Here is a 19,846-nt window from a genome sequence, read left to right on the forward strand (position 1 = left end):
AATCATGGAATCATGGAATCAACGATTGTGGCGCTCGAATACCAGACGGAGAAGTCGATCCATCGCTGACCACGACTGCTCATCCGCCTCTTTGTTGTAAGCGAGTGGAATTCCAAACTGCTTGCCATACTTATCGGCGCCGGGATAGGTAAAGCTGTGCTTGGCACCCTCGTAGTTCTTGAAGCTGAAGCTGACCAGTGCGCTGTTCATCTCATCTTTAAACGCCACAATATCCTCCGCCTTAACGAAGGGGTCATCAGCGCCATTGGCCACCATAATGCGTGCCTTGACCTTGCCTCTCTCTGCCGGTGTTGATGTAGTCAGTGAGCCGTGGAAGGATGCAACAGCATCGAGGTCTATACCGCGCCGCGCCATCTCCAGCACCAGCCCACCACCGAAGCAGTAACCGATCGCCGCGGTCTGTTCCGGATCGACCGAAGCGTGTGAGGTCAACGTCTTCAACGCCGCCATAAAACGCGCCTCGGCGAGTGGCATATTCTTTTTCAGTTCACCGGAAAATTTTCCGCATCCTGGGATGAGCGGCCTGCTTGCCATCACCATACATATCGACCGCCAGCGCCACATAACCCATCTCAGCGAGCATACGCGCACGTTTGCGCGCATATTCATTGTGACCCCACCACTCGTGAACCACCAGGATGCCGGGGCGTTTGTCCTTAACCTCATTGTCGTAGGCAAGATAGCCCTTCATTACTGTATCGCCACTGCTGTACTGGATCTCCTCACCAACAAAGGCCGCCTCCACGTTGTGCAGTGTAGCGGCGAACAGGGTTAATAAGATCAGTAGCTGCTTCATCGGGATATCTCTCCAGGGCGGAAATAGGTCAGTTAGAAATGTAGCGTTTTCAGTGTTTGTTATGCGACTGTAACCATGCGCAGTATTCAGTATGTGGCATTGGGCGCGCAAATAGATAGCCCTGACCAAAACCACATTTTAAGTTTTTCAGAATCTCGAGTGCACCCGGCTCTTCGATCCCCTCGGCTAATACACTAAAACCGAAATCCTGTGCAATCTTGAGAATAATTTCGACGATTTTCTGCTCATGCACGCTCTTTAAGATATCGTGAATAAAGGACTGATCGATCTTCAACTCATCAACCGGAAGCTGTTTGATATAGGCAAGCGATGAGTAACCGGTACCGAAGTCATCTACCGATACCTTTATCCCTAGTGTTCGCAGCGATTCGAGCACTGCTGTGGTGTACTCAACATCGTGAAGTAGCGCACCTTCCGTAATCTCGAGCACCAGACGCTGAGGATCTACTCCCCACAGTGACAGTCCATTCTCCACCACTTCCTGAAAGCTTGGCTGGTTGAAGTTGCGGCTGGCGATATTGACCGAAATAGTCGACTTAGATTCACTCTTGGGCCACTCACCAACATGGCGAAGCGCATTGTGCAGGGTCCAACGCGTTAGTGGGTGAATCGCATCGGTCTTCTCGGCCAACGGTATGAACTGTCCCGGTGGAACCATGCCCCGTTGTGGATGGTTCCAACGCAGCAGTGCCTCCGCGCCGATCACCTTGCCGCTGTTTAACTCGACCTGTGGCTGGTAGTAGAGCTCGAACTCATCGTTATCAATGGCACGTTCAACCTCATACTCGATATTCCAACTGACACTCTGCTCACTCTGCTCACTCTGCTCACTCTGTAAGGCTGTGCAGTAGAAGATGTACTCTTCACCACGATCCTCTGCCAAGCTTCGCGCCAGTACGGCGGATTTGAGTAACTCCGCACCGCTATTGGCCCCATCGGGATAGGTCGCAATACCGATTACTGGTTTGATACGGAACTTGTCTTCATCGATCTCTACGTGATGTGTCAACAGGTGTAGCAACTTACGCACAGCAAGGCGCGCATGCCCCATATTCTTAACACCAAACAAGATCAGCAGTACTTCCGATTCGCTCAGTACAATCACACTATCACTGAGCCGAAGCGTACCGACCATGCGCTGGTGAATCTCCTTGAGCATCTGCTCACCTTCACCGCTACCAAACAGTGCACGCAGGTGGGCTGCACCACCGATCTTGACCGATAGCACCGCTATACGTTGATGTGATGATTCACCCTTTTTTATCGCTGCATCGATGCGCTCGATTGCCGCACCTTCACGCTGGGTTCGAAGCTCAATAATATCCATCGCAACAGTACCTAGATGAAATACTCTGCTGGATCAATACCGTAACTACCGGGTGACAAGCTATGACTGATGCTGAGTGCCTGCCCATTGTGTCCTGAGGTGTGTTTACGCATATCAAACTCGTAATAATCATCGAGCAGCTGCTTGTCAGACTCCATTAGAACCATCACGACCGGGCGAAGGCGCGCCTCCAGGTGCTGTGCCACGACGATACCAACACGACCATCACTCAACTGCACAATGGTGCCAACAGGGTAGATTCCGATCACCTGAATAAACTGTTCGATGATCGCACCTTGAAAATCGATATCGCGCCACTGGTAGAGAAGCCTTATCGCCTCATCGGGTGAGACCGGCTTGGCATGAGGGCGGGTGGTGGTAATTGCATCGTAACAATCGACGATACCTGCGATGCGCCCAAACAGAGGGATCTCCTCCCCCTTCAGTCCTTCAGGATATCCAGAACCGTCGTGACGTTCATGATGGGTCTCAATCATGTGCACTGCACTGGCTGATATATGGCCATTTCGCTTGACCATCTCGACCGCATAGTCGACATGTTTACGCACCTCTACCATCTCATCATCACTGAGTCGACGTGGCCTGGTGAGTAGTTCGTGATTTATTCGGGCACGCCCTATATCGAACAGTGCCGCCCCCAGTGCCAGCTCCTGCAACATCGTTTTTGGCAGGCCGATATGGCGACCCATCGCGACGGCCAGTACGGCACAGCTCATGGCGTGTAGATAGGCGTAGGCATCGATCGACTTAAGGCGTGTTAGCAGAATCAGCGCATCGGGATTACGTATCACGCTGTCGACCATCGGCACGATCGCCTGTTTGAGCTGTGGGATGTTGATCTTCTTGTTGGTCGCCACATCGACAATCAGCTTATCGTAGGCGTTCTGCATGCCGTCGTAAGTGTGCTTTGCCACCTTCAATTCATCATCACGTGAAGCAGTGCGTTGATAGACAATCTGGCGTTTCTTGTCGAACAGTACATCACTGGACGGTTTTACTTTTTCCAGCGAACCGAGCGATGGCCGCTCAGCCTCTTCACTCTTCTCGACATCGATATAGACCGCGCGACAGTACTGCGCGATCGGGGAGTCGCTATTTTGCGAAAGTTTGTTTTGGGCATCCAAGCCCAAGCAAACAGCAAAAACTTAACGCGACCATTTATGCCTACGGCGCCCCGACGTCCTGCGTTCGTTGCGTAATCACCTCTTCGCGGCTCTACACAACTCCCTCAGTGACTCTACGCCGACATAAAGCCGCTGCTGCATCTTCTTCGTCGTTCGCTCGCGCTCTCAACTACGAATAGGCAGACGGCGTCGACTATCGCGGACTAACCGCCTTCGCTTCGCTATCCATGGCGGTCAGCGGGCGCGGAATATCCTCGTGGGTAACAATAAACCCCTGAAACGGGAAGGGTGTATCGAGCCAGGGGCGATCGAGATCGGCGACAAACATTCCCTTCTTCAGATCCCCCACGCTCACCTTTACTTTATCCAGCGACATCTTCTCTATCCCTTAGTCGAACGTCGGGAATCACTTCCCACTCTGGAACGAAATGCTCTCATGGACCACTGACTATACTGGCGCTGCCACCCCGCAAACAAGATCTGCATCTCTCTCCCCCAATCTCCATCCATATCCCCTCGATAACAGCATAGCCCGGTCTCACTCTGATGCCATTTAACAGAAACATCACCTGACCACGCTTGCAGAGCAACATCACAGATTCGTTCAGCCTGGGTTCAGTATGGCGGGCGTAGATTGAAGGCGTGCAAGGAGCAAATCGCTCCAGATACCCAACCAAGGAGGCACGCCATGAACAACAAGACTAGAACCACTATTGGAATAGCCCTCGCCGGACTGCTCTCTCTCTCACTGCTGCCGGGCACTGCCGCAGCGCACGACCGCGATCACCGCGACTATCGCTCGGGAGATCGCTACTCAAGCTACCAGAAGCGTCATCTGCACGACTACTACCGCTGGCATGCCAAACCCGGCAAACACGCCTACCGTCACGGCAAACGGGCGCATGCCAACATACACGCCCTGAAGCACAAATACCGTCGTCACACCCATCGTGATTATGGTCGCGACCACTATCGAATCTACGGCGACAGCGACGGACGAATCGTCTTCTCTATCGACTACCGGGACATCTTTTAGTCGCCTGGCCGCCGTTCAGTCAGCGCTCAGCTACCCACTGCGATAGTGAAGCCACACAACAAGGGAGACAAATCATGAAGAGCTCACACACCATTACCTCGGCACTCATCCTTGCCCTCACCGCGGCACCAATCTATGCCGGGCACGGAAACTATAACGACCGTTACGATCGCGACTATGGTCGCAGCACACACAAGTCGTTCACCGACCGTGCCCGGGTGATCGATGTCGATCCCATCCTGCAAACCGTACGGGTACCAACCCGCCATCGCCACAACCGTAACTGCTGGGAGGAGGAGGTGCACCACTCCGGGCGCAGTGATGTCGCACCTGGGGCGGGTCTGATCGCTGGCAGTATTATCGGCGGTGTAATCGGTAACCAGGTCGGTAAGGGTAAGGGAAATAAGGCAGCAACCGTCTTCGGTACCGTGGTCGGTGCAGCCGTGGGACACGAGATGGCACGCGGCAGCGATAATCGCGACGATTACACCACCACCGTGACCCGCTGTGATAAGCGTCGTGACTACCGTGAGCGTGAAGAGATTGTCGGTTATCAGGTCAGATATCGCTATAACGGACACACCTTCAGTCGCCGCATGAATCGTGATCCGGGCAAGTGGGTACGGGTTAAGGTCAAGGTCAGCCCCTACGAGTAACCGGCGTAGTTTTGCCCTAACGCCCGAGGCGGTATGCTTGTGCCAATACCAGCTCTCAAGCGGAGAATCGATGTGAATAAGCTGCTCATCTCCATACTGCTACTCTTCTGCGCCAGCTTTGGCAGCGCCTACGCCGAACGTGACGGGCGTGAGCGTGGGGGTGCCAGTCTCGATGAGGCGGTGGAGCAGGTGCGTGAGCGCACCGGTGGCCGAATTCTCTCGGCTACCACTAAAAAGCGCAACGGTGATCGTATCCATCGCATCAAGGTCCTTACCCCCGATCGTAAGGTCCGGGTCATTCGCATCCCGGCCAGACGGAGATAACAACCCCGATGCGGCTGTTAGTGATAGAGGATGAGGCGGCGCTGCTGGCACAGGTCTGTGAACGGCTCGAGGCAGAGGGTTACAGCGTCGATCGTGCCAGTGATGGAAACGACGGTCTCTATCAAGCCAGTGAGTACCCCGCCGATCTGGCCGTGGTCGATCTTGGTCTGCCCGGCATTTCGGGACTCGATATCATTCGCAAGCTACGCGAGTCCGGCTCCAAACTACCCATTCTTATCCTCACCGCCCGTGGGCGCTGGGAGGAGAAGGTCACCGGGCTTGAGGCGGGGGCCGACGACTACCTGGTCAAACCGTTCCAGATGGAGGAGCTACTGGCACGTATTCGTGCGCTGCTGCGCCGCGCTGCTGGCAGTGCCAGTAATCAGCTCGAACTCGGTACACTCAGCATCGATCTCGATGGTCAGTCGGTTTCAGTCGACGGTGCCAGCCTCGAACTCACCGCCTTTGAGTTTCAACTACTCGAGTATCTGGCGCGCCGTGCCGGTCAGGTCGTCTCCAAGAGTGAACTGGCCGACTACATCTACCCTCATGATGATGATCGCGATAGCAATGTGATCGAGGTGCTGATCGGACGTCTGCGACGCAAACTGGCACAGTTTGAACTCAAACCGATCGAGACCCTGCGTGGACGCGGTTACTGCTTCCGGACTGAGGCTGAATGATTTCACTCAATGCCCGTATCACCATCACCGCTTCAGTTGTTGTGGCGGTGTTTGTCGTCCTCACCGCGCTGGCACTCGACCAGGCGTTTCAACAGCGCGCTGAGGCGGCGGTGCGCGATCGCCTCTTTGCCCAGCTCTATCTATTGATGGCCGATGCTGAGCTCGATAGCGGCGGCAATCTACAGATGCCGACACAGAGCGCCGAGCCACGTCTTGGCCTGCCAGGTTCGGGGCTCTATGCCGTCATTCGAGAAAACAGTAATCGAGCCTTGTGGCGTTCTGCCTCTGCGGTCGGTCTGAACCTCACACCACCACCGATCGAGGCAACACTCAACGACAGTTTCAGTCGACGCCAAAATGCAGCCGGCGATTTCTTTACTATCACCATGGGTATCGAGTGGGAGGTGGAGGGCAAGGGTTATCCGCTCCACTTCACACTCTATGAGGATCTGCACCCCTTTGAGACCGAGTTGAATCGCTACCGTTACAGCCTCTGGGGCTGGCTTGGCGCGATGGCTCTGCTGCTGCTGATCACACAGGCCGCCGCACTCGCCTGGGGACTGAAACCCCTGCGCACTGTCAGCCGCGAAGTAAAGAGGGTAGAGAGTGGCGAACAGCAGAGCATCCACGAGGACTACCCACGCGAACTGCGGCGCCTTACCGCCAACATCAACACCCTGCTTCACCATGAACGCGCCCAACAGACACGCTATCGTGACGCACTTGCCGACCTCGCTCACAGCCTCAAGACACCGTTGGCGGTACTGCGCGGGATCGAAGCCGATGCCAACTGTCAGCAACCGCTACAGGAGCAGGTGCAACGCATGGACGAAATCGTCCAGCATCAACTGCAGCGCGCCTCCACAGCAGGTCGCTCAGCACTCGCAGCCCCCATCGATATCGCTCCAGTCGTCGAACGACTACTCAACACCCTCAACAAGGTTCACCACTCACGCAACGTAACGGCCACCACTGAACTGGAAGAGGGTGCCAGCTTCCGTGGCGACGAGGGTGATCTGATGGAACTGCTCGGTAATCTGCTCGACAACGCCTATAAGTGGGCCAAGCATCGTGTGACGATTACCAGCTACTGTCAGGGTGAACGGCTACAGATTCATATTGAAGATGACGGCCCGGGTATCGCCGACGAACAGCAGGTGCTGATTCTTAAACGTGGCGCTCGCCTCGATCAACAGACACCAGGACACGGCATCGGATTGGCCATGGTGATGGATATCATCGACGCCTACGAAGGTTCATTGAACTTTATGCGTAGTGAACAGGAAGGAACTAAGGTGGTGGTCAAGTTACCAGGGTGCGACCACTAACTAGAGCATTTTTGCATTCATAGCACATATCGATCTGATCTTTCGATCAATGAAATCTTAGTACACACACATCTAAACTAATCGCTCGATATCAATTCGGCTGTTCAACAGGATTGAGTTCGGGTTCACCCTCAAAATCCTCACTACGCAGATGTGCATAGAGATCAGACTGACCCATCGCGTGTAGGTGCTCTACTACTTCAGGCAGAAACTCCTGTGCCTTCTCCATGCGCTCATCTACGTTCTCCTCCTCCGTCTCGCTTGTCACCTCTTCGCGTGATGCAAGCAGTGCGATAACACCGAGACCCACCTCGAGATTCTCCACTGCGTTCTCATCTTTGACATCGAACCAGGCATCCTCGCTGATCAGCATGCCGTCCATAAATCCTCGGCACCAGTGTTCAACCGGCGCGGTTCCGTAAGGGTAGTCAACCAGTTCGACGCTCTTCGGTAGTACAGAGCTCTTGAAGACCAGCGATGAGGCGATCTCGCTGTTGAGTTTATAGAGCAGCGGCTGCAGCTTCTGCTCATCCTGCTCGGAGTTGATCTCCAGCTCCGGCAACTCCTTGAGGGCTCGCCACCAGGCAGAGGGGGGAATGATAGTCGGAGAGCAGTCGATCGCGGTAAGGAAACCGGTGAGACGATTAAAGGTGAGGTGTTTGTCGCTATCACCACTGGTAGGAAAGTAGTGATGGATCGTATCGAGCTCATCGCGACTAAATTTGGATTCGATCATGCCTTACACCTCTATTATTCTCTCTCTCCACTCATTGCCTGGTGGAGTGAATGATTGTCGTTCAGCGGTCTGAGATTGGACAGCATGCGCCCGTTTGTTCCATCCATCAACCCCGACCATTTTACTGCAGCACTCTTTTCCTATACTAAGAGGTTATGGAGATTGACCAGACAGGCCGACGCACACGCAACCGATTTGCACTGCTAATCGCTGCCACCCTGCTACTCACCCAGCTCGCGGCCGCCTCAGGTCTGTTGCAGTTGATTGAAAACAGCTACTCCGATCTCTGGCACCGCATCGCCGGTCTGCGCCACACCCCCGAACACACCGTTCTGATCACCATTGATGAGGCCACACTCAACGCCTACCGCGATGAACCGCTGGCGTTCTGGTCACCACAGATCGCCAAGGCGAGTCAGGTCCTGCGTGAGAGTGGGGTGGCGATTGTCGGTCTCGATATGATGTTCTCGATTAGCCCAGAGCAGTGGCTACGCAAACATCAGGGCACAATCGATAGCGGCATTGCCACCTACGACCTTCCGATCCGAAACGAGATCTCTACCGGTCGACTGGTGATGGTCAGCTCCAGACAGCAGAGTAGCGACGGTTTCGATGAACTACTGCTACCCGCCTCAGACTATCTACTCGCCGTTCCCGATTTCGATCTCAATACCCATCTTGGCCTCGCCGACCTGCTCTCCGACCTCGATGGTGGCGTGCGCCACTTCAATCTTGCACCCGAGTTAAAGCTACGCAGAGAGAGTGATCGCGCCGCACTACCATCACTCTCCTTCGCCACACTGCTAGCAGTACGCGCCAACGGTGCCGACGCACACAGTGCTGAGTGGTCAATCAACAATCACCTCTATAGTCGCAGTAGCGAGCAGCGTCGAATCAGTTACAGCGGACCTCCGGGGACCATTCCGCGCGTACCTCTCATCGATCTACTGCAGGAGGGTGCTTCAAGCAAAGCAGAAATCCGCGCACTTGCCGGCAAGGTGGCCATTATCGGCGTCGCCTACGCCGGTATGAACGATGTACACAAGACGCCCTACACCACCAGCTTCATGGGCATGGGTGGTCGCTTCATGATCGGTCCAGAGATTCACGCCAACATTGTCGAGAATATGCTCAGTGGGCGTGAGCTGCATCCGCTTCCACTACCCGTCAGTATCGCCTACCAATTGCTGATGCTGCTGCTCTTTGCGTGGCTCTTCTACCTTCAGCAAAGTTCACGCGGAGCAGTGATTCTGCTGCTTGGTGCAACACTCGCCGCCGCCATCGCCTACGCTGGCTTTGTTGCTGACATCATCATTCCAGTAGCCGAACCACAGTTGGGACTTCTGCTGCTATTTCTCGGTGTACTCAGCTTTAAACACGCCTCCGAGGAACGAGAACGTGAGCGCATCACCCAACTCTTTGGTCGTTATGTCTCCGACAATGTTGTCGATCAGCTGATCGAGAGCGGCGGGGAGCCGATCCTGGGCGGCACAACGGAGCAGATCACGGTACTGTTTAGCGATATCAGAAACTTCACCACCATCTCTGAACGACTCGATGCCCAGGAGGTGGTGGAGATGCTCAACACCTATTTCGATCGTGCCTGTGACGCCGTGCTTGAAGAGGGCGGTACGGTCGATAAGTTTATCGGTGATGCGATCATGGTACAGTTTGGTGCCCCCTACCATTTTGAAGATCACGCCGACCGGGCACTTCGAGCGGCCGTTGCAATCAAACAGGTAGCGGCCGATTTTAGGGTGTGGATGACGGGGCGTTTCCCTGAGCGTAACCTGCCTGAGTTTGCCATCGGCATCGGGCTGCACAGCGGTGAAGCGGTGATTGGCAACATCGGTTCGTCGCGCCGACTCGAGTACACGGTGATCGGCGATACAGTTAACGCCGCCTCGCGTATCGAGGGCAAAACCAAGGAACTCGGCTGCGTCATTCTCGCCAGCAGTGCTACCATCGAAAGCGCTCAGCAGAAAGTGAGCACGGGCAAGGTACAGAGGGTTTCGGTCAAGGGGAAAGCCATCGAGCTGGAGTTATACGAAGTGCTCGATACAGTGGATTAGTTGGAGGTCTACCGATGTTGAATGTCTTACGCGTTGCATGTGCACTTTTCATCTCTCTGCTGATTACCGGCACTGCCTGGGCCGAACCAGATCCGGGTGCCTTTGTGACTCGCAGCAGCGGTAGCGTCAATTTTCACACTGAAGGGACGGCCGCAGCACCGCTGCCACCCTTCGCCAAGATATTCTCCGGCACCCAGGTCTCTATCGGAGCCGACAGCAAACTGCAGTTAGTCTATCTGCAGAACGGTCGTCAGGAGTTCTGGAGTGGGCCCGCTTCACTGGAAATAGGGATCGATGCGAGCAGCGCCAAGGGTGAAACCGCATCGCCAACGATCAAGATGCTACCGCCCTATATGGTCGATGTACTGACACGCTCTCAAGATGTCATCAGCGATATCCAGTCACGTCAGGGGATGATCCGTGTTCGCTCGTTGATGACGGCACGCAAGGTGAGAAAGGCGGAGGCCAACTACACCACCATGCGAGCTGAATCGGCCGATGACGACATCACCCCGGAGATCTACCTGCTAACCACCTACGATGAGTTGAAGGTCTATAAACGGATGGAGAGGCCGCTGCAGGAGATTCTAAAACGGCAACCCAACAACGAGGCGGCTCAGCGTCTGCACGACCAGTTCATGGCAATTCTCGAAGCCGAACAGGAAGCGCTGCAGTAGCTCGGCTCACTCTCCCACACTCACAAGCGGAAAGTCCTCAACCTGCGACGGTGCAATCAGCTGCGGCGTCTGTGGCCCGATACGCTTGTCGCGCTGCGACTCAACAATCGGTGCCGCTCCCGCAAACAGTTCACGTAGTGTCAGCTGACCATCGGCATTGCTGTCGGACGACTCCGACATTGCCGCGAGTACCGAATGGGTGAAAAGACCATGGCGTGTGTTGGGATACTCCTGCGACTCCTCATCCCCCTTGGAGGCGAGCATTAACGAGAAGAGTGAGGAGGCGGAGCGTTTCATCAAGGAGTGTGCCTCGAAACGTCCCTCAATATTACGCGCCTGACAGGTATCGACCATCAGCAGACGCCGTCCAGCTGTAAGACGAAGCGACTCAAAGAAGGTGGTCCAGGGCATCAGCGACTCGATCTCCCCGCCATCAATCAACCGATCGAGATCGGCCTCAACCGCGTCACGCGGTACAAAGTAGTAGTTACCCGCCTCATCACTAATGCCATGTGAGGCGAGAAAGAGGATCACCGTATCCTCAGGCTGCGCCTGATGAATGAAGGCGAGCGCTTCACGAATGGTTGCCCGATCCGGCTTGTTGGCACTTGCATCGTTGATCAGACGGGTATGTACACGCCTGAACACCTTGCCGCCCCGATCACGCAGTGCCTGCTCGAACCCCTCAGCATCATTGGCGGCGTAGGCGAGTGCGGCATCCTCAGAGAGGCTGGGAAATTTATTCACACCCACGGCGAGCAGATAGAGATCGCCCTGCTGCGGTTTGAGGTCGAGCGCCTCCGGTAGCACCAGATAGTGCTCGGCCACACCCATCGAGATACCGTTAAAGGCCTCGACCCTGATCTCGTTATGGTGTTGGCTGAGCGGTATCTCCACCACTTTACTGAACCGCTCACTCTCACTCTCAGAGAGCACTCTCTCACTGGTCGGAGTAACTGGTATGTGGTTAATAAAGACCGTTACATCCCTCATTTGCAGCGAGTTTTTCTCGGCGCTGATCTGCAGTGTCAGCACTGCATGACCCTCATGCAGCTTGACGCGACCAAGCTGCAGTCGGATGCGGGGCGGGGCGATCTTAGCCAGCTGTGAGATCTCAAATTCAGGACGGCCGACCGTGCGCTGCAGCGCGCGAGTTTTGATCCCGAGAGATTGCGTGATTGCCGCCTTGAAGAGATCGGGGCGGTAGAGGATACGATCAAACTGCACCGCACGGTGAAAATCGGGCACAACACGTTCGCCACGATTGACGTGCCAGCCGACGAAGTTATCGCCATGGATCGAGGAGATGTAATAACCACTCGGCAGCCAGGCGATCCACTCCTCTCCATCACGATGCGGGAAGTAGGCAAACAGGGGGGAGCCATCTCGCATGTCGTACCAGCGGATGGTGCCATCGGAGAGGGCCGCCACCGCTACACGACCATCGCGACTGATATTGACCGACCACGCCACCGAGGCGAGTGCCACACTCCACTGCTCCTGCACCCGTTCATCGAGTAATCGAAGCGACCACTCTGTGCCCAACAACAGCTGCTGGCCGTCAGGTGCTATCGCGTAACTGCGCGCCATCTCATAGTCATCAAGCGCTGGCACCTTGCCATTTATTTTCGGCCTAAAATCATCCAGCCACTGTTCAACCTTGAATCGCGCGCCACCTCGCTGCGGTGGATGAAGAGTTTCACTCACTCTGGACTCAGCAGGCTTCTGCGCCCCACCCATTAGCGCCGAGAAGTGGTGCAGCTTAGTTGTGCCCTGTTCAACCGGGTAGGCGACCGTCAGTCCATCCTCGGAGAGCAGCAGTCGCTCGCGGTCGCGACTGTAGTCGAGAATATCGGGGCCGCGAAAACTCTCGATAGAGCCATCTGCTGCGATGATTCCGAAACCGGGATCCTCGGCCGCAAAGACAATACGCCCACTGGGCATCTGCTGGATCTCAGTAATACGGTTAAGTGCGGCGGGAATCCGCTCAAGAGCCCCGCGCCCCCCCTCACTCCAGCGGTAGACCGGATTTCGCCCCGCGCCCCGGTAGTCACCGCTGGCGTAGAGGTAGTCACCCTCTGATGACCAGGTGACGGTAAAGATACTCTGCTGATCAACCAGGCCGGTTTGATCGGGATGAAACGCAAGCTCTAGATTGCGTGCCGAGACTACGGCAACGGCGGCGGCATCGACAAAACCGATCGCGATCTTTGCTGCATCGGGCGAGAAGCGGATCGATATCGGCTGCTTACCCCCCGGGATCTTGCGTCGGCCGACCAATTTGAAATCACGACTATAGAGCCGCGTCATGCCATCGAGCGAGACCGCAGCGAGGCGGCCACTGCGACTGAAATCGAGATCCATCAATTTGTCGAGATAGCCACTATCACGCGCCACCACCTTGCCATCGGCAAGGCGTACCACCGCCAGTCCGGCCCGCCCCTGCAGACCCACTGCGAGATGCGCGCCATCGGGTGACCAGGCGAGGGCGGAGATGGCGTCCTTAAACCCGTCCAGAGTGCGTACCAGCTCACCGCTAACCACATCGAAGAGATAGATCGACGCCGCGCCATTCCAGTCCCAGCCGGTCCAGCCGGCGGCTGCAACGCTATTGCCATCGGGTGAGACGGCCAGGGCAAAGAGCTGCCCCTCATGACCACTATCGATCGGAACCCGCAGGGTGGAGAGCAGACGCTGCTCCGGCATCTGCCAGATACGGATTGTCTTGTCATCGGAGCAGCTGATCAACCGCTGGCGCGGTGCATCGACCACCAGACGTCGGATCAGGGTGGTGTGCATACCCGTCTCGACGCGCAGGATCGGTTCAGTGGGCGGAGCAGCCTGCGCAGGTGACAGGATTGCAAACAACAGTGCACTTATTAACAGTCGCCACATAGGCCTACTCTCAACGACCGAGATCTTCCTCCTGTGCCTCACCGCGACCACCCTCAAAGACCACCACGGTGCCACTGAAGAGATCGAACAGCAGCGGTTGATCGACGGTGATCACGCCTTCCGAAGTGGAGAGCAGCTGCGGATTGAGCGAGGCGACCTCAATCACCTCAACTGAGCTGCCACCCCCATCCTGAGACTGACCGTTTTCAGCCAGCAGCTCCGCCTCGACATCGGGCTCCTCAACGAAAATCTCGGCGAGAAGGCCTGCAGCGTCTGGTGCACTCTGGCCAGCCACACTCACGCCCCCCGGTGCACCTGGGGGCAACGCCCCCGGTACAGTCGGCGCACCCGGACCAGCGAGGGTTGGGCCTACAGGGATTGCGGGGAGTGAAGGGATAGGAAAAGGCATGCGGGCATCTGGACCCGCCGCGATAGTGGGAGTAGTCACCACCCCGTCGCTATCGGTCACCGAGACGGAGCCCCCCCCCTCAACACCCGTCAGCCCACCGGGAGTCGCTATTTTTGCGAAAGTTTGTTTTGGGCATCCAAGCCCAAGCAAACAGCAAAACTTAACGCGACCATTTATGCCTACGGCGCCCCGACCGTCCTGCGTTCGTTGCGTAATCACCTCTTCGCGGCTCTACACAACTCCTCAGTGACTCTACGCCGACATAAAGCCGCTGCTGCATCTTCTTCGTCGTCCGCTCGCGCTCTCAACTACGAATAGGCAGACGGCGTCGACTATCGGGGACTAACCGCCCTCACTTCGCTCTCCATGGCGGTCAGCGGAGGAAGGTGACCTGACCGGCGGGAGCGGCGATGGAGATAGCCCCTTCGGCGCGTGCTTCATACATTGTGATACTGCCACTGTCTGCCTGTATCAGCAGCGAGGCGACTCCGAGATTGGTCGGATTCCAGAGGTTGCGCTCCGGTGTCTCGACACTGACGTTGTAACCGATGGTCGCACCGATATCGATATCACCACCGGTCGATGTAATCGAGACCGCACCAGTGGTCTCGATCTGGTCGAGCGAAACATCGTTGCCAGCAGCGAGGGTGAAATTCTGCGTTAGCTGCAGTGGATCGATCGTCGCGTCGGCATCAGCCAGGCTGTAGGAGACGTGAGTATCGGGAAGGATGATGTCGTGTGCCGCCGTCACGCTCATACCGCCGGTCCCCTCAATCCAGATCATATTCTCTACCAGCACATCACTCACCGCTGAGGGCGTCCAGCTCGGGCTCCAGCTCGGCACTGCCACACCCGCCACCGTCACACCGTCCAGCGTCGCGTAGGGGTCGTATCCGGCGGAGAGGGTGAGACTGTCGGCCTGCACCGAGATGTCGACCACCGCTGTAACACTGGTATCGGGGAACTCGACCAGCGAGGCGGTGGTACCGATGGTCACATCGCGCCCCGCCATGGCGATCACATCTCCCACCAGCACCATCCCACCGAGATCGGTATCACGACCGGCATAGAACTCACCATTGCCAACCTGACCACCCATGACGATATCGTCCTTGGCGATCACCATCAGATGGCTTGGATTGGAGACTGCCAGATTGGTCACCGAGCCGTTGGCAGAGAGGGCGTCGATGTTATTGGCATGTCCGGTTGTGAAGTCTGTAATTCCGCTATATCCCGCCAGATCGACCTCATCGGGATAACCAAATTTCGAAATAATCGGATCATCGAACTCATCGTAGCCAAGAATGCCCGAGCGGCTCTCCTGTATCTGTCCCCCACTAATCTCACCTGCGGTGGAGAGGATAGTCAGATTGCCACCGGTGCGAACCACAGAGGGGGTGATATCGCCCACCGCCTGCAGCCAGATATTGCCCTCGCGGGCATCGATATCACTGATCGCATAGGTATTGAGCAGAATATCGGCTTCGGGATCTATGGTCTGATTTTGCGCAATCCCCCCCGCACCCGCATAGATAGAGATATCACCGCTGTCGGTATAGATGCGCTGGTCGACCTGTACCGCATCTCCGGCACTGATCATCACCTCACCGGTGGTATCGGGGATGGTCTGCGCAACGGTAACCGAACCGTTGGTTGAGACCAGATTGAGTAGCCCGGTGGTGAAGTAACCGGTGAGGATATCGTCATTAACACCCGCCGGTGCGGGGCCATTGTTCAGGTCGTTGTAGGAGGCGATGGTCAGCGTTCCGCTACCGGCATTAACCTGCAGAGCGTCAGGCAGGCGCTGACCGCCATGGATAGCGAAGCGAAGGCGGTTAGTCCCCGATAGTCGACGCCGTCTGCCTATTCGTAGTTGAGAGCGCGAGCGAACGACGAAGAAGATGCAGCAGCGGCTTTATGTCGGCGTAGAGTCACTGAGGGAGTTGTGTAGAGCCGCGAAGAGGTGATTACGCAACGAACGCAGGACGTCGGGGCGCCGTAGGCATAAACGGTCGCGTTAAGTATTTGCCGCTTGCTTGGGCTTGGATGCCCAAAACAAGCTTCCGCAAAAATAGCGACTCCCCGAGTGATAGTGCAGGGTGGTGTGGCACAGTTATCGGCCAGTGCCAGTGTGGTGCCGGCGTAGAGTCCCAGTGCGGCATCGTAACTGGCGATATGGTCGTTGATAGTGATGTCATTACCCGAGAGCAGGGTGATGGTGCCACCGCTGATCGCATCGCGACCGATGAAGCTGTCAGTGGTGCGATCCCAGGGACCGACCTTATCGTTAACCACAATCGAACCACCCGCCATCATCACCAGATCGTTACCGGTGGTGGTATTGGCAACCGGCTGGTTGATGGTGATATCGCCGGCCGCTGTGACGGCGGTATCGCCCACCGTCTCGTAGATCGGCACATCAATGGTCACACTGCCTCCCGTCGACTCTAGCAGCAGGGTACCGCTGGTCACCAGCGAACCTGGGGAGAGGCTGGCACCACTGCTCACCGAAATAGTGCCGCTGCCGCTGCGCAGCTGCTTAGTCAGCGGTGCACCGTAGCTGTCGAGTCCATCGGCCGCCTGCACCACACTGCCCGCAGCAGCCACTGTGATTGCGCCATCGTCTGTAATAACGTGCTCATTGATCGTTACATCGCCGCCAGCGGTAAGAACTACCTGGCCACCGCTGATCCCACCACTGCCATCGATCTGCTCATTAACGACGATATCGTCATCAGCCGTGGCGCTAAGTGACGAGCCGTTAGAGAGATTGACCACAGCGGCATTGAAGATCACATCATCGGCTGCCACCAGAATTACCGTCGCTGACCGCCATGGATAGCGAAGCGAAGGCGGTTAGTCCGCGATAGTCGACGCCGTCTGCATATTCGTAGTTGAGAGCGCGAGCGGACGACGAAGAAGATGCAGCAGCGGCTTTATGTCGGCGTAGAGTCACTGAGGGAGTTGTGTAGAGCCGCGAAGAGGTGATTACGCAACGTACGCAGGACGGTCGGGGCGCCGCAGGCATAAACGGTCGCGTTAAGTTTTTGCTGTTTGCTTGGGCTTGGATGCCCAAAACAAACTTTCGCAAAAATAGCGACTCCCCGGCCGTTGCTGGCACTGATCGCCTCATCGATTGTGACCGAGCCACCGCTGGAGGTGAGCGTCAGGGTATTGGCCGTAATAAAGGGAGCGTTGATTAGTCCAGCTCCGGTGGTCACCGCAATCGGTGCGGTGCCACTGTAGACCCCCTGTCCCGATGCCACATTGACCGTACCGGCGCTGGCGTTGAGATTCACTGCACCGTTATTGGTAACGATGTAATTATTGAGATTGATATCGTTACCGGCATTAAGGGTGATACCTCCCCCTGCGTAGAGACCTCGGCCATCGATCGCCGCATCGACATCGATGTCGATATCGGCCTGTAGGGTAGTACTAGTCCCGGAGCGCAGTACGTAGTTGATCACCGCCGCCTCTTCAAGACCGACGGTAAAGTTGGTCGGATCGAGTAGTAGCGTTCCCGCCTCGCCGTTTTCGGCACCAGCATCAACCTGACCTCGGAAGCTTAGCTGCTGCTTGCCTGAGACCTCGACCTCTCCACCATTCCCAGATTCACTACCGCCACGGGCGGAGATTGAGCCCGAAAAGTCAGTCACACCATCGGCCCAGACAACCACCTCACCACCGTCACCTCGATCTGTGCCGTCGGCGCGTAACCTGGAGCCCTCAGAGACCGTGGTCGTCGTGGCGCGATAACCATCGCCGCCCTGGTAGTCACCTCCGAGATGCATGACACCTCCCCCGGCACTACCGCTTACATCCAGCTCCGATTCGGCCGCAATGAAAACGTGCTCTCCGCGCACATCGATAGCGCCACCGCTCTGTCCAGATTGGGTGCCACGTGCACTCAACTCACCAGCAACCGTCACACTTCCGCCCCGACCCAGCAGCACGATACGCCCCCCATGCTGTTCAACCGTATCGGCCCGCACCACACCACTGATATTGATCAACTGATCGAGCACCCCCTTGCCGCTGGCTGCACTCATAAATAGCGCCTCGCCACCCGCCACCTCGACCAGACCGCTTTGATCAACGCGTGCGGTGATGGGCTGACCCTCAGCATCAAACAGCTGTGCCAACTGCTGCTCGTCTACCGCAAAGTTAATCAGCTGATCGCCATAGAGATCGATGGTAAAACGCTCACCCGCCGCGAGCGCAACCCGGCCGAGGCGCGCTGTAATCGTACCGCTGTTCTCAACCTGCGGTGCTACAAGCGCCACCAGTCCACCCTCGGCAGCAGTGATGGTACCGAGGTTAACCACCGCACCACTGGCCACACCGGGCTGGTTAAAATCGAGGTTACCCGCCATCGCTGACCGCCATGGAGAGCGAAGTGAGGGCGGTTAGTCCCCGATAGTCGACGCCGTCTGCCTATTCGTAGTTGAGGCGCGAGCGGACGACGAAGAAGATGCAGCAGCGGCTTTATGTCGGCGTAGAGTCACTGAGGGAGTTGTGTAGAGCCGCGAAGAGGTGATTACGCAGCGTACGCAGGACGGTCGGGGCGCCGTAGGCATAAACGGTCGTGTTAAGTATTTGCCGCTTGCTTGGGCTTGGATGCCCAAAACATGCTTCCGCAAAATAGCGACTCCCCGGAAAATCGCTGTTACCGATATTGGCGGTGGTTGCGACCAACGCACCCACATCGATATTCGCCCCCTCACCGATCACCACACCGTTGGGGTTGAGCAGGTAGAGCTGGCCGTTGGCATCGACCCGTCCCATGATCACACTGATCTGGTCACTGTTGACCCTGTTAAGGGTTGCTGAATCACTGCCTGGCTGGGCGAAACGAACCGCCTCATCCACGCCGACATCAAAGCTGCGCCAGTCGATGACGGCTCGACTACTCTGTTGTTCGATCAGGGTCAGGCTGCCGTTCTGTGTGATGGACGCACTTCCCGCCTGCACCTCGCCGCCGCTTGGCGCCGCCTGGGCGGTGGTAACCGTAATCAACGTTGCCGCGAGCATCGTTACGACTCGCTGACAGAATGTGTTTCGATTGCCTGGGTTCAGACTCATCTTTATCTCCAATGACCGCAATCAGAATCTGGCTGAGAGGGTGAAATAAGCGCGAGCATCGTCACTGCCTTCAGCCGCCACCGGATGGGATATTGGCTGCGCCAGCTCAACTGCTGCCGATACGTGGCCAAATAGGCTCAAACGCAGTCCAAGGCCTGCAGAGGTGATGGTTGTATCGTCATCAAGCGGCGTCTCATTGCGCTGCCAGACGCGCCCCGCATCGACGTAACCGTAGAGGGTATAGGGCTGCGGCGTAGAGAAGGGGAGGTGGTTGCTGTAACGAAGCTCCAGCTTGGCGGCCAGGCCGTGATCACCAACCGCCTCGGAGGGGTCGTATCCACGCCCGAACGCCTCACCGCCATAACCAAATAGTTCAGGCGCCAGTAGGTCCCGGGAGTCGCTATTTTTGCGAAAGTTTGTTTTGGGCATCAAGCCCAAGCAAACAGCAAAAACTTCACGCGACCGTTTATGCCTTCGGCGCCCCGACGTCCTGCGTACGTTGCGTAATCACCTCTTCGCGGCTCTACACAACTCCCTCAGTGACTCTACGCCGACATAAAGCCGCTGCTGCATCTTCTTCGTCGTCCGCTCGCGCTCTCAACTACGAATAGGCAGACGGCGTCGACTATCGGGGA

Annotated in this window: 23 protein-coding genes; 10 read left to right on the plus strand and 13 right to left on the minus strand. The window is 56.5% G+C overall.

Annotated elements, in window-relative coordinates; all coding sequences use genetic code 11:
• Nucleotides 1-18: 18 nt before the first annotated feature.
• The 4 genes from HUE57_RS02990 to HUE57_RS03000 are packed head-to-tail and all read right to left on the minus strand — an operon-like array spanning nucleotide 19 to nucleotide 3,100.
• Nucleotides 19-555, minus strand: coding sequence for a dienelactone hydrolase family protein (locus tag HUE57_RS02990; protein WP_320416269.1), 537 nt, complete (start codon nucleotides 553-555; stop codon nucleotides 19-21).
• A complete protein-coding gene (locus tag HUE57_RS19910) occupies nucleotides 509-817 on the minus strand; it encodes a dienelactone hydrolase family protein (protein ID WP_320416270.1) in 309 nt (102 codons plus the stop codon). Before HUE57_RS19910 ends, HUE57_RS02990 begins: the two co-directional genes overlap by 47 nt.
• A gap of 49 nt (nucleotides 818-866) precedes the next feature.
• Entirely contained in the window at nucleotides 867-2,165 is a 1,299-nt protein-coding gene (locus HUE57_RS02995; RefSeq protein ID WP_078483511.1) for a putative bifunctional diguanylate cyclase/phosphodiesterase, read from the minus strand.
• A gap of 11 nt (nucleotides 2,166-2,176) precedes the next feature.
• Nucleotides 2,177-3,100 carry an HD-GYP domain-containing protein gene (locus HUE57_RS03000; RefSeq protein WP_174672688.1) on the minus strand — a complete coding sequence of 308 codons (924 nt, stop codon included), beginning with the start codon at nucleotides 3,098-3,100 and terminating at the stop codon, nucleotides 2,177-2,179.
• A gap of 104 nt (nucleotides 3,101-3,204) precedes the next feature.
• Between HUE57_RS03000 and HUE57_RS03005 the strand changes: the two genes are divergently transcribed.
• Nucleotides 3,205-3,489: a hypothetical protein gene (locus HUE57_RS03005; protein ID WP_174672689.1), complete on the plus strand. Its 285-nt coding sequence runs from the start codon at nucleotides 3,205-3,207 to the stop codon at nucleotides 3,487-3,489.
• 14 nt (nucleotides 3,490-3,503) lie between these two features.
• On the opposite strand, the gene HUE57_RS03010 is transcribed toward HUE57_RS03005, so the two are convergent.
• Nucleotides 3,504-3,686, minus strand: a complete 183-nt coding sequence (locus HUE57_RS03010) for a DUF3391 domain-containing protein (RefSeq protein WP_174672690.1) — start codon at nucleotides 3,684-3,686, stop codon at nucleotides 3,504-3,506.
• Nucleotides 3,687-3,998: 312 nt separating this feature from the next.
• On the opposite strand from HUE57_RS03010, the gene HUE57_RS03015 reads away from it, so the two are divergent.
• The 5 genes from HUE57_RS03015 to HUE57_RS03035 all read left to right on the plus strand — a co-directional run bounded on the left by HUE57_RS03015 (nucleotide 3,999) and on the right by HUE57_RS03035 (nucleotide 7,337).
• A complete protein-coding gene (locus HUE57_RS03015) occupies nucleotides 3,999-4,346 on the plus strand; it encodes a hypothetical protein (RefSeq protein WP_078483513.1) in 348 nt (115 codons plus the stop codon).
• Between the two features lie 74 nt (nucleotides 4,347-4,420).
• Complete coding sequence (locus HUE57_RS03020) at nucleotides 4,421-5,002, plus strand: glycine zipper 2TM domain-containing protein (RefSeq protein ID WP_078483514.1); 582 nt, start codon at nucleotides 4,421-4,423, stop codon at nucleotides 5,000-5,002.
• 72 nt (nucleotides 5,003-5,074) lie between these two features.
• Nucleotides 5,075-5,326, plus strand: a complete 252-nt coding sequence (locus HUE57_RS03025) for a PepSY domain-containing protein (protein WP_078483515.1) — start codon at nucleotides 5,075-5,077, stop codon at nucleotides 5,324-5,326.
• Between the two features lie 8 nt (nucleotides 5,327-5,334).
• Complete coding sequence (locus HUE57_RS03030; protein ID WP_078483516.1) at nucleotides 5,335-6,009, plus strand: response regulator transcription factor; 675 nt, start codon at nucleotides 5,335-5,337, stop codon at nucleotides 6,007-6,009.
• The gene (locus HUE57_RS03035; RefSeq protein WP_078483517.1) at nucleotides 6,006-7,337 is read left to right on the plus strand and encodes an ATP-binding protein; all 1,332 of its coding nucleotides are present in this window, start codon (nucleotides 6,006-6,008) and stop codon (nucleotides 7,335-7,337) included. Before HUE57_RS03030 ends, HUE57_RS03035 begins: the two co-directional genes overlap by 4 nt.
• Before the next feature lie 91 nt (nucleotides 7,338-7,428).
• On the opposite strand, the gene HUE57_RS03040 is transcribed toward HUE57_RS03035, so the two are convergent.
• The gene (locus HUE57_RS03040; RefSeq protein ID WP_078483518.1) at nucleotides 7,429-8,073 is read right to left on the minus strand and encodes a YecA/YgfB family protein; all 645 of its coding nucleotides are present in this window, start codon (nucleotides 8,071-8,073) and stop codon (nucleotides 7,429-7,431) included.
• Between the two features lie 155 nt (nucleotides 8,074-8,228).
• On the opposite strand from HUE57_RS03040, the gene HUE57_RS03045 reads away from it, so the two are divergent.
• Complete coding sequence (locus HUE57_RS03045) at nucleotides 8,229-10,145, plus strand: adenylate/guanylate cyclase domain-containing protein (RefSeq protein ID WP_078483519.1); 1,917 nt, start codon at nucleotides 8,229-8,231, stop codon at nucleotides 10,143-10,145.
• Between the two features lie 14 nt (nucleotides 10,146-10,159).
• Nucleotides 10,160-10,822 (plus strand): FecR family protein, encoded by a 663-nt coding sequence (locus HUE57_RS03050; RefSeq protein ID WP_078483520.1) that lies wholly within the window; start codon nucleotides 10,160-10,162, stop codon nucleotides 10,820-10,822.
• A 6-nt stretch (nucleotides 10,823-10,828) separates the two neighbouring features.
• Here HUE57_RS03050 and HUE57_RS03055 read toward each other — a convergent pair whose 3' ends face one another.
• The gene (locus tag HUE57_RS03055; protein ID WP_172840242.1) at nucleotides 10,829-13,690 is read right to left on the minus strand and encodes a caspase family protein; all 2,862 of its coding nucleotides are present in this window, start codon (nucleotides 13,688-13,690) and stop codon (nucleotides 10,829-10,831) included.
• Nucleotides 13,691-13,727: 37 nt separating this feature from the next.
• Entirely contained in the window at nucleotides 13,728-14,126 is a 399-nt protein-coding gene (locus HUE57_RS03060; protein ID WP_174672691.1) for a hypothetical protein, read from the minus strand.
• On the opposite strand from HUE57_RS03060, the gene HUE57_RS03065 reads away from it, so the two are divergent.
• Complete coding sequence (locus HUE57_RS03065; protein WP_174672692.1) at nucleotides 14,125-14,376, plus strand: hypothetical protein; 252 nt, start codon at nucleotides 14,125-14,127, stop codon at nucleotides 14,374-14,376. The two genes, HUE57_RS03060 and HUE57_RS03065, sit on opposite strands and share 2 nt — an antisense overlap.
• A gap of 123 nt (nucleotides 14,377-14,499) precedes the next feature.
• Here HUE57_RS03065 and HUE57_RS03070 read toward each other — a convergent pair whose 3' ends face one another.
• The 5 genes from HUE57_RS03070 to HUE57_RS03090 form a co-directional block, all read right to left on the minus strand.
• Nucleotides 14,500-15,726 carry a hypothetical protein gene (locus HUE57_RS03070; protein WP_174672693.1) on the minus strand — a complete coding sequence of 409 codons (1,227 nt, stop codon included), beginning with the start codon at nucleotides 15,724-15,726 and terminating at the stop codon, nucleotides 14,500-14,502.
• Nucleotides 15,727-15,989: 263 nt separating this feature from the next.
• Nucleotides 15,990-16,937: a hypothetical protein gene (locus HUE57_RS03075; protein WP_174672694.1), complete on the minus strand. Its 948-nt coding sequence runs from the start codon at nucleotides 16,935-16,937 to the stop codon at nucleotides 15,990-15,992.
• A 125-nt stretch (nucleotides 16,938-17,062) separates the two neighbouring features.
• Nucleotides 17,063-18,502: a hypothetical protein gene (locus HUE57_RS03080; RefSeq protein ID WP_174672695.1), complete on the minus strand. Its 1,440-nt coding sequence runs from the start codon at nucleotides 18,500-18,502 to the stop codon at nucleotides 17,063-17,065.
• A 112-nt stretch (nucleotides 18,503-18,614) separates the two neighbouring features.
• Nucleotides 18,615-19,211 carry a two-partner secretion domain-containing protein gene (locus HUE57_RS03085; RefSeq protein WP_174672696.1) on the minus strand — a complete coding sequence of 199 codons (597 nt, stop codon included), beginning with the start codon at nucleotides 19,209-19,211 and terminating at the stop codon, nucleotides 18,615-18,617.
• A 21-nt stretch (nucleotides 19,212-19,232) separates the two neighbouring features.
• Nucleotides 19,233-19,640, minus strand: coding sequence for a ShlB/FhaC/HecB family hemolysin secretion/activation protein (locus HUE57_RS03090; RefSeq protein ID WP_174672697.1), 408 nt, complete (start codon nucleotides 19,638-19,640; stop codon nucleotides 19,233-19,235).
• On the opposite strand from HUE57_RS03090, the gene HUE57_RS03095 reads away from it, so the two are divergent.
• Complete coding sequence (locus tag HUE57_RS03095) at nucleotides 19,628-19,822, plus strand: hypothetical protein (RefSeq protein WP_174672698.1); 195 nt, start codon at nucleotides 19,628-19,630, stop codon at nucleotides 19,820-19,822. The two genes, HUE57_RS03090 and HUE57_RS03095, sit on opposite strands and share 13 nt — an antisense overlap.
• Nucleotides 19,823-19,846: the final 24 nt, after the last annotated feature.

Origin of the sequence: Candidatus Reidiella endopervernicosa (genome assembly GCF_013343005.1) — a bacterium.
Taxonomy (GTDB): Bacteria; Pseudomonadota; Gammaproteobacteria.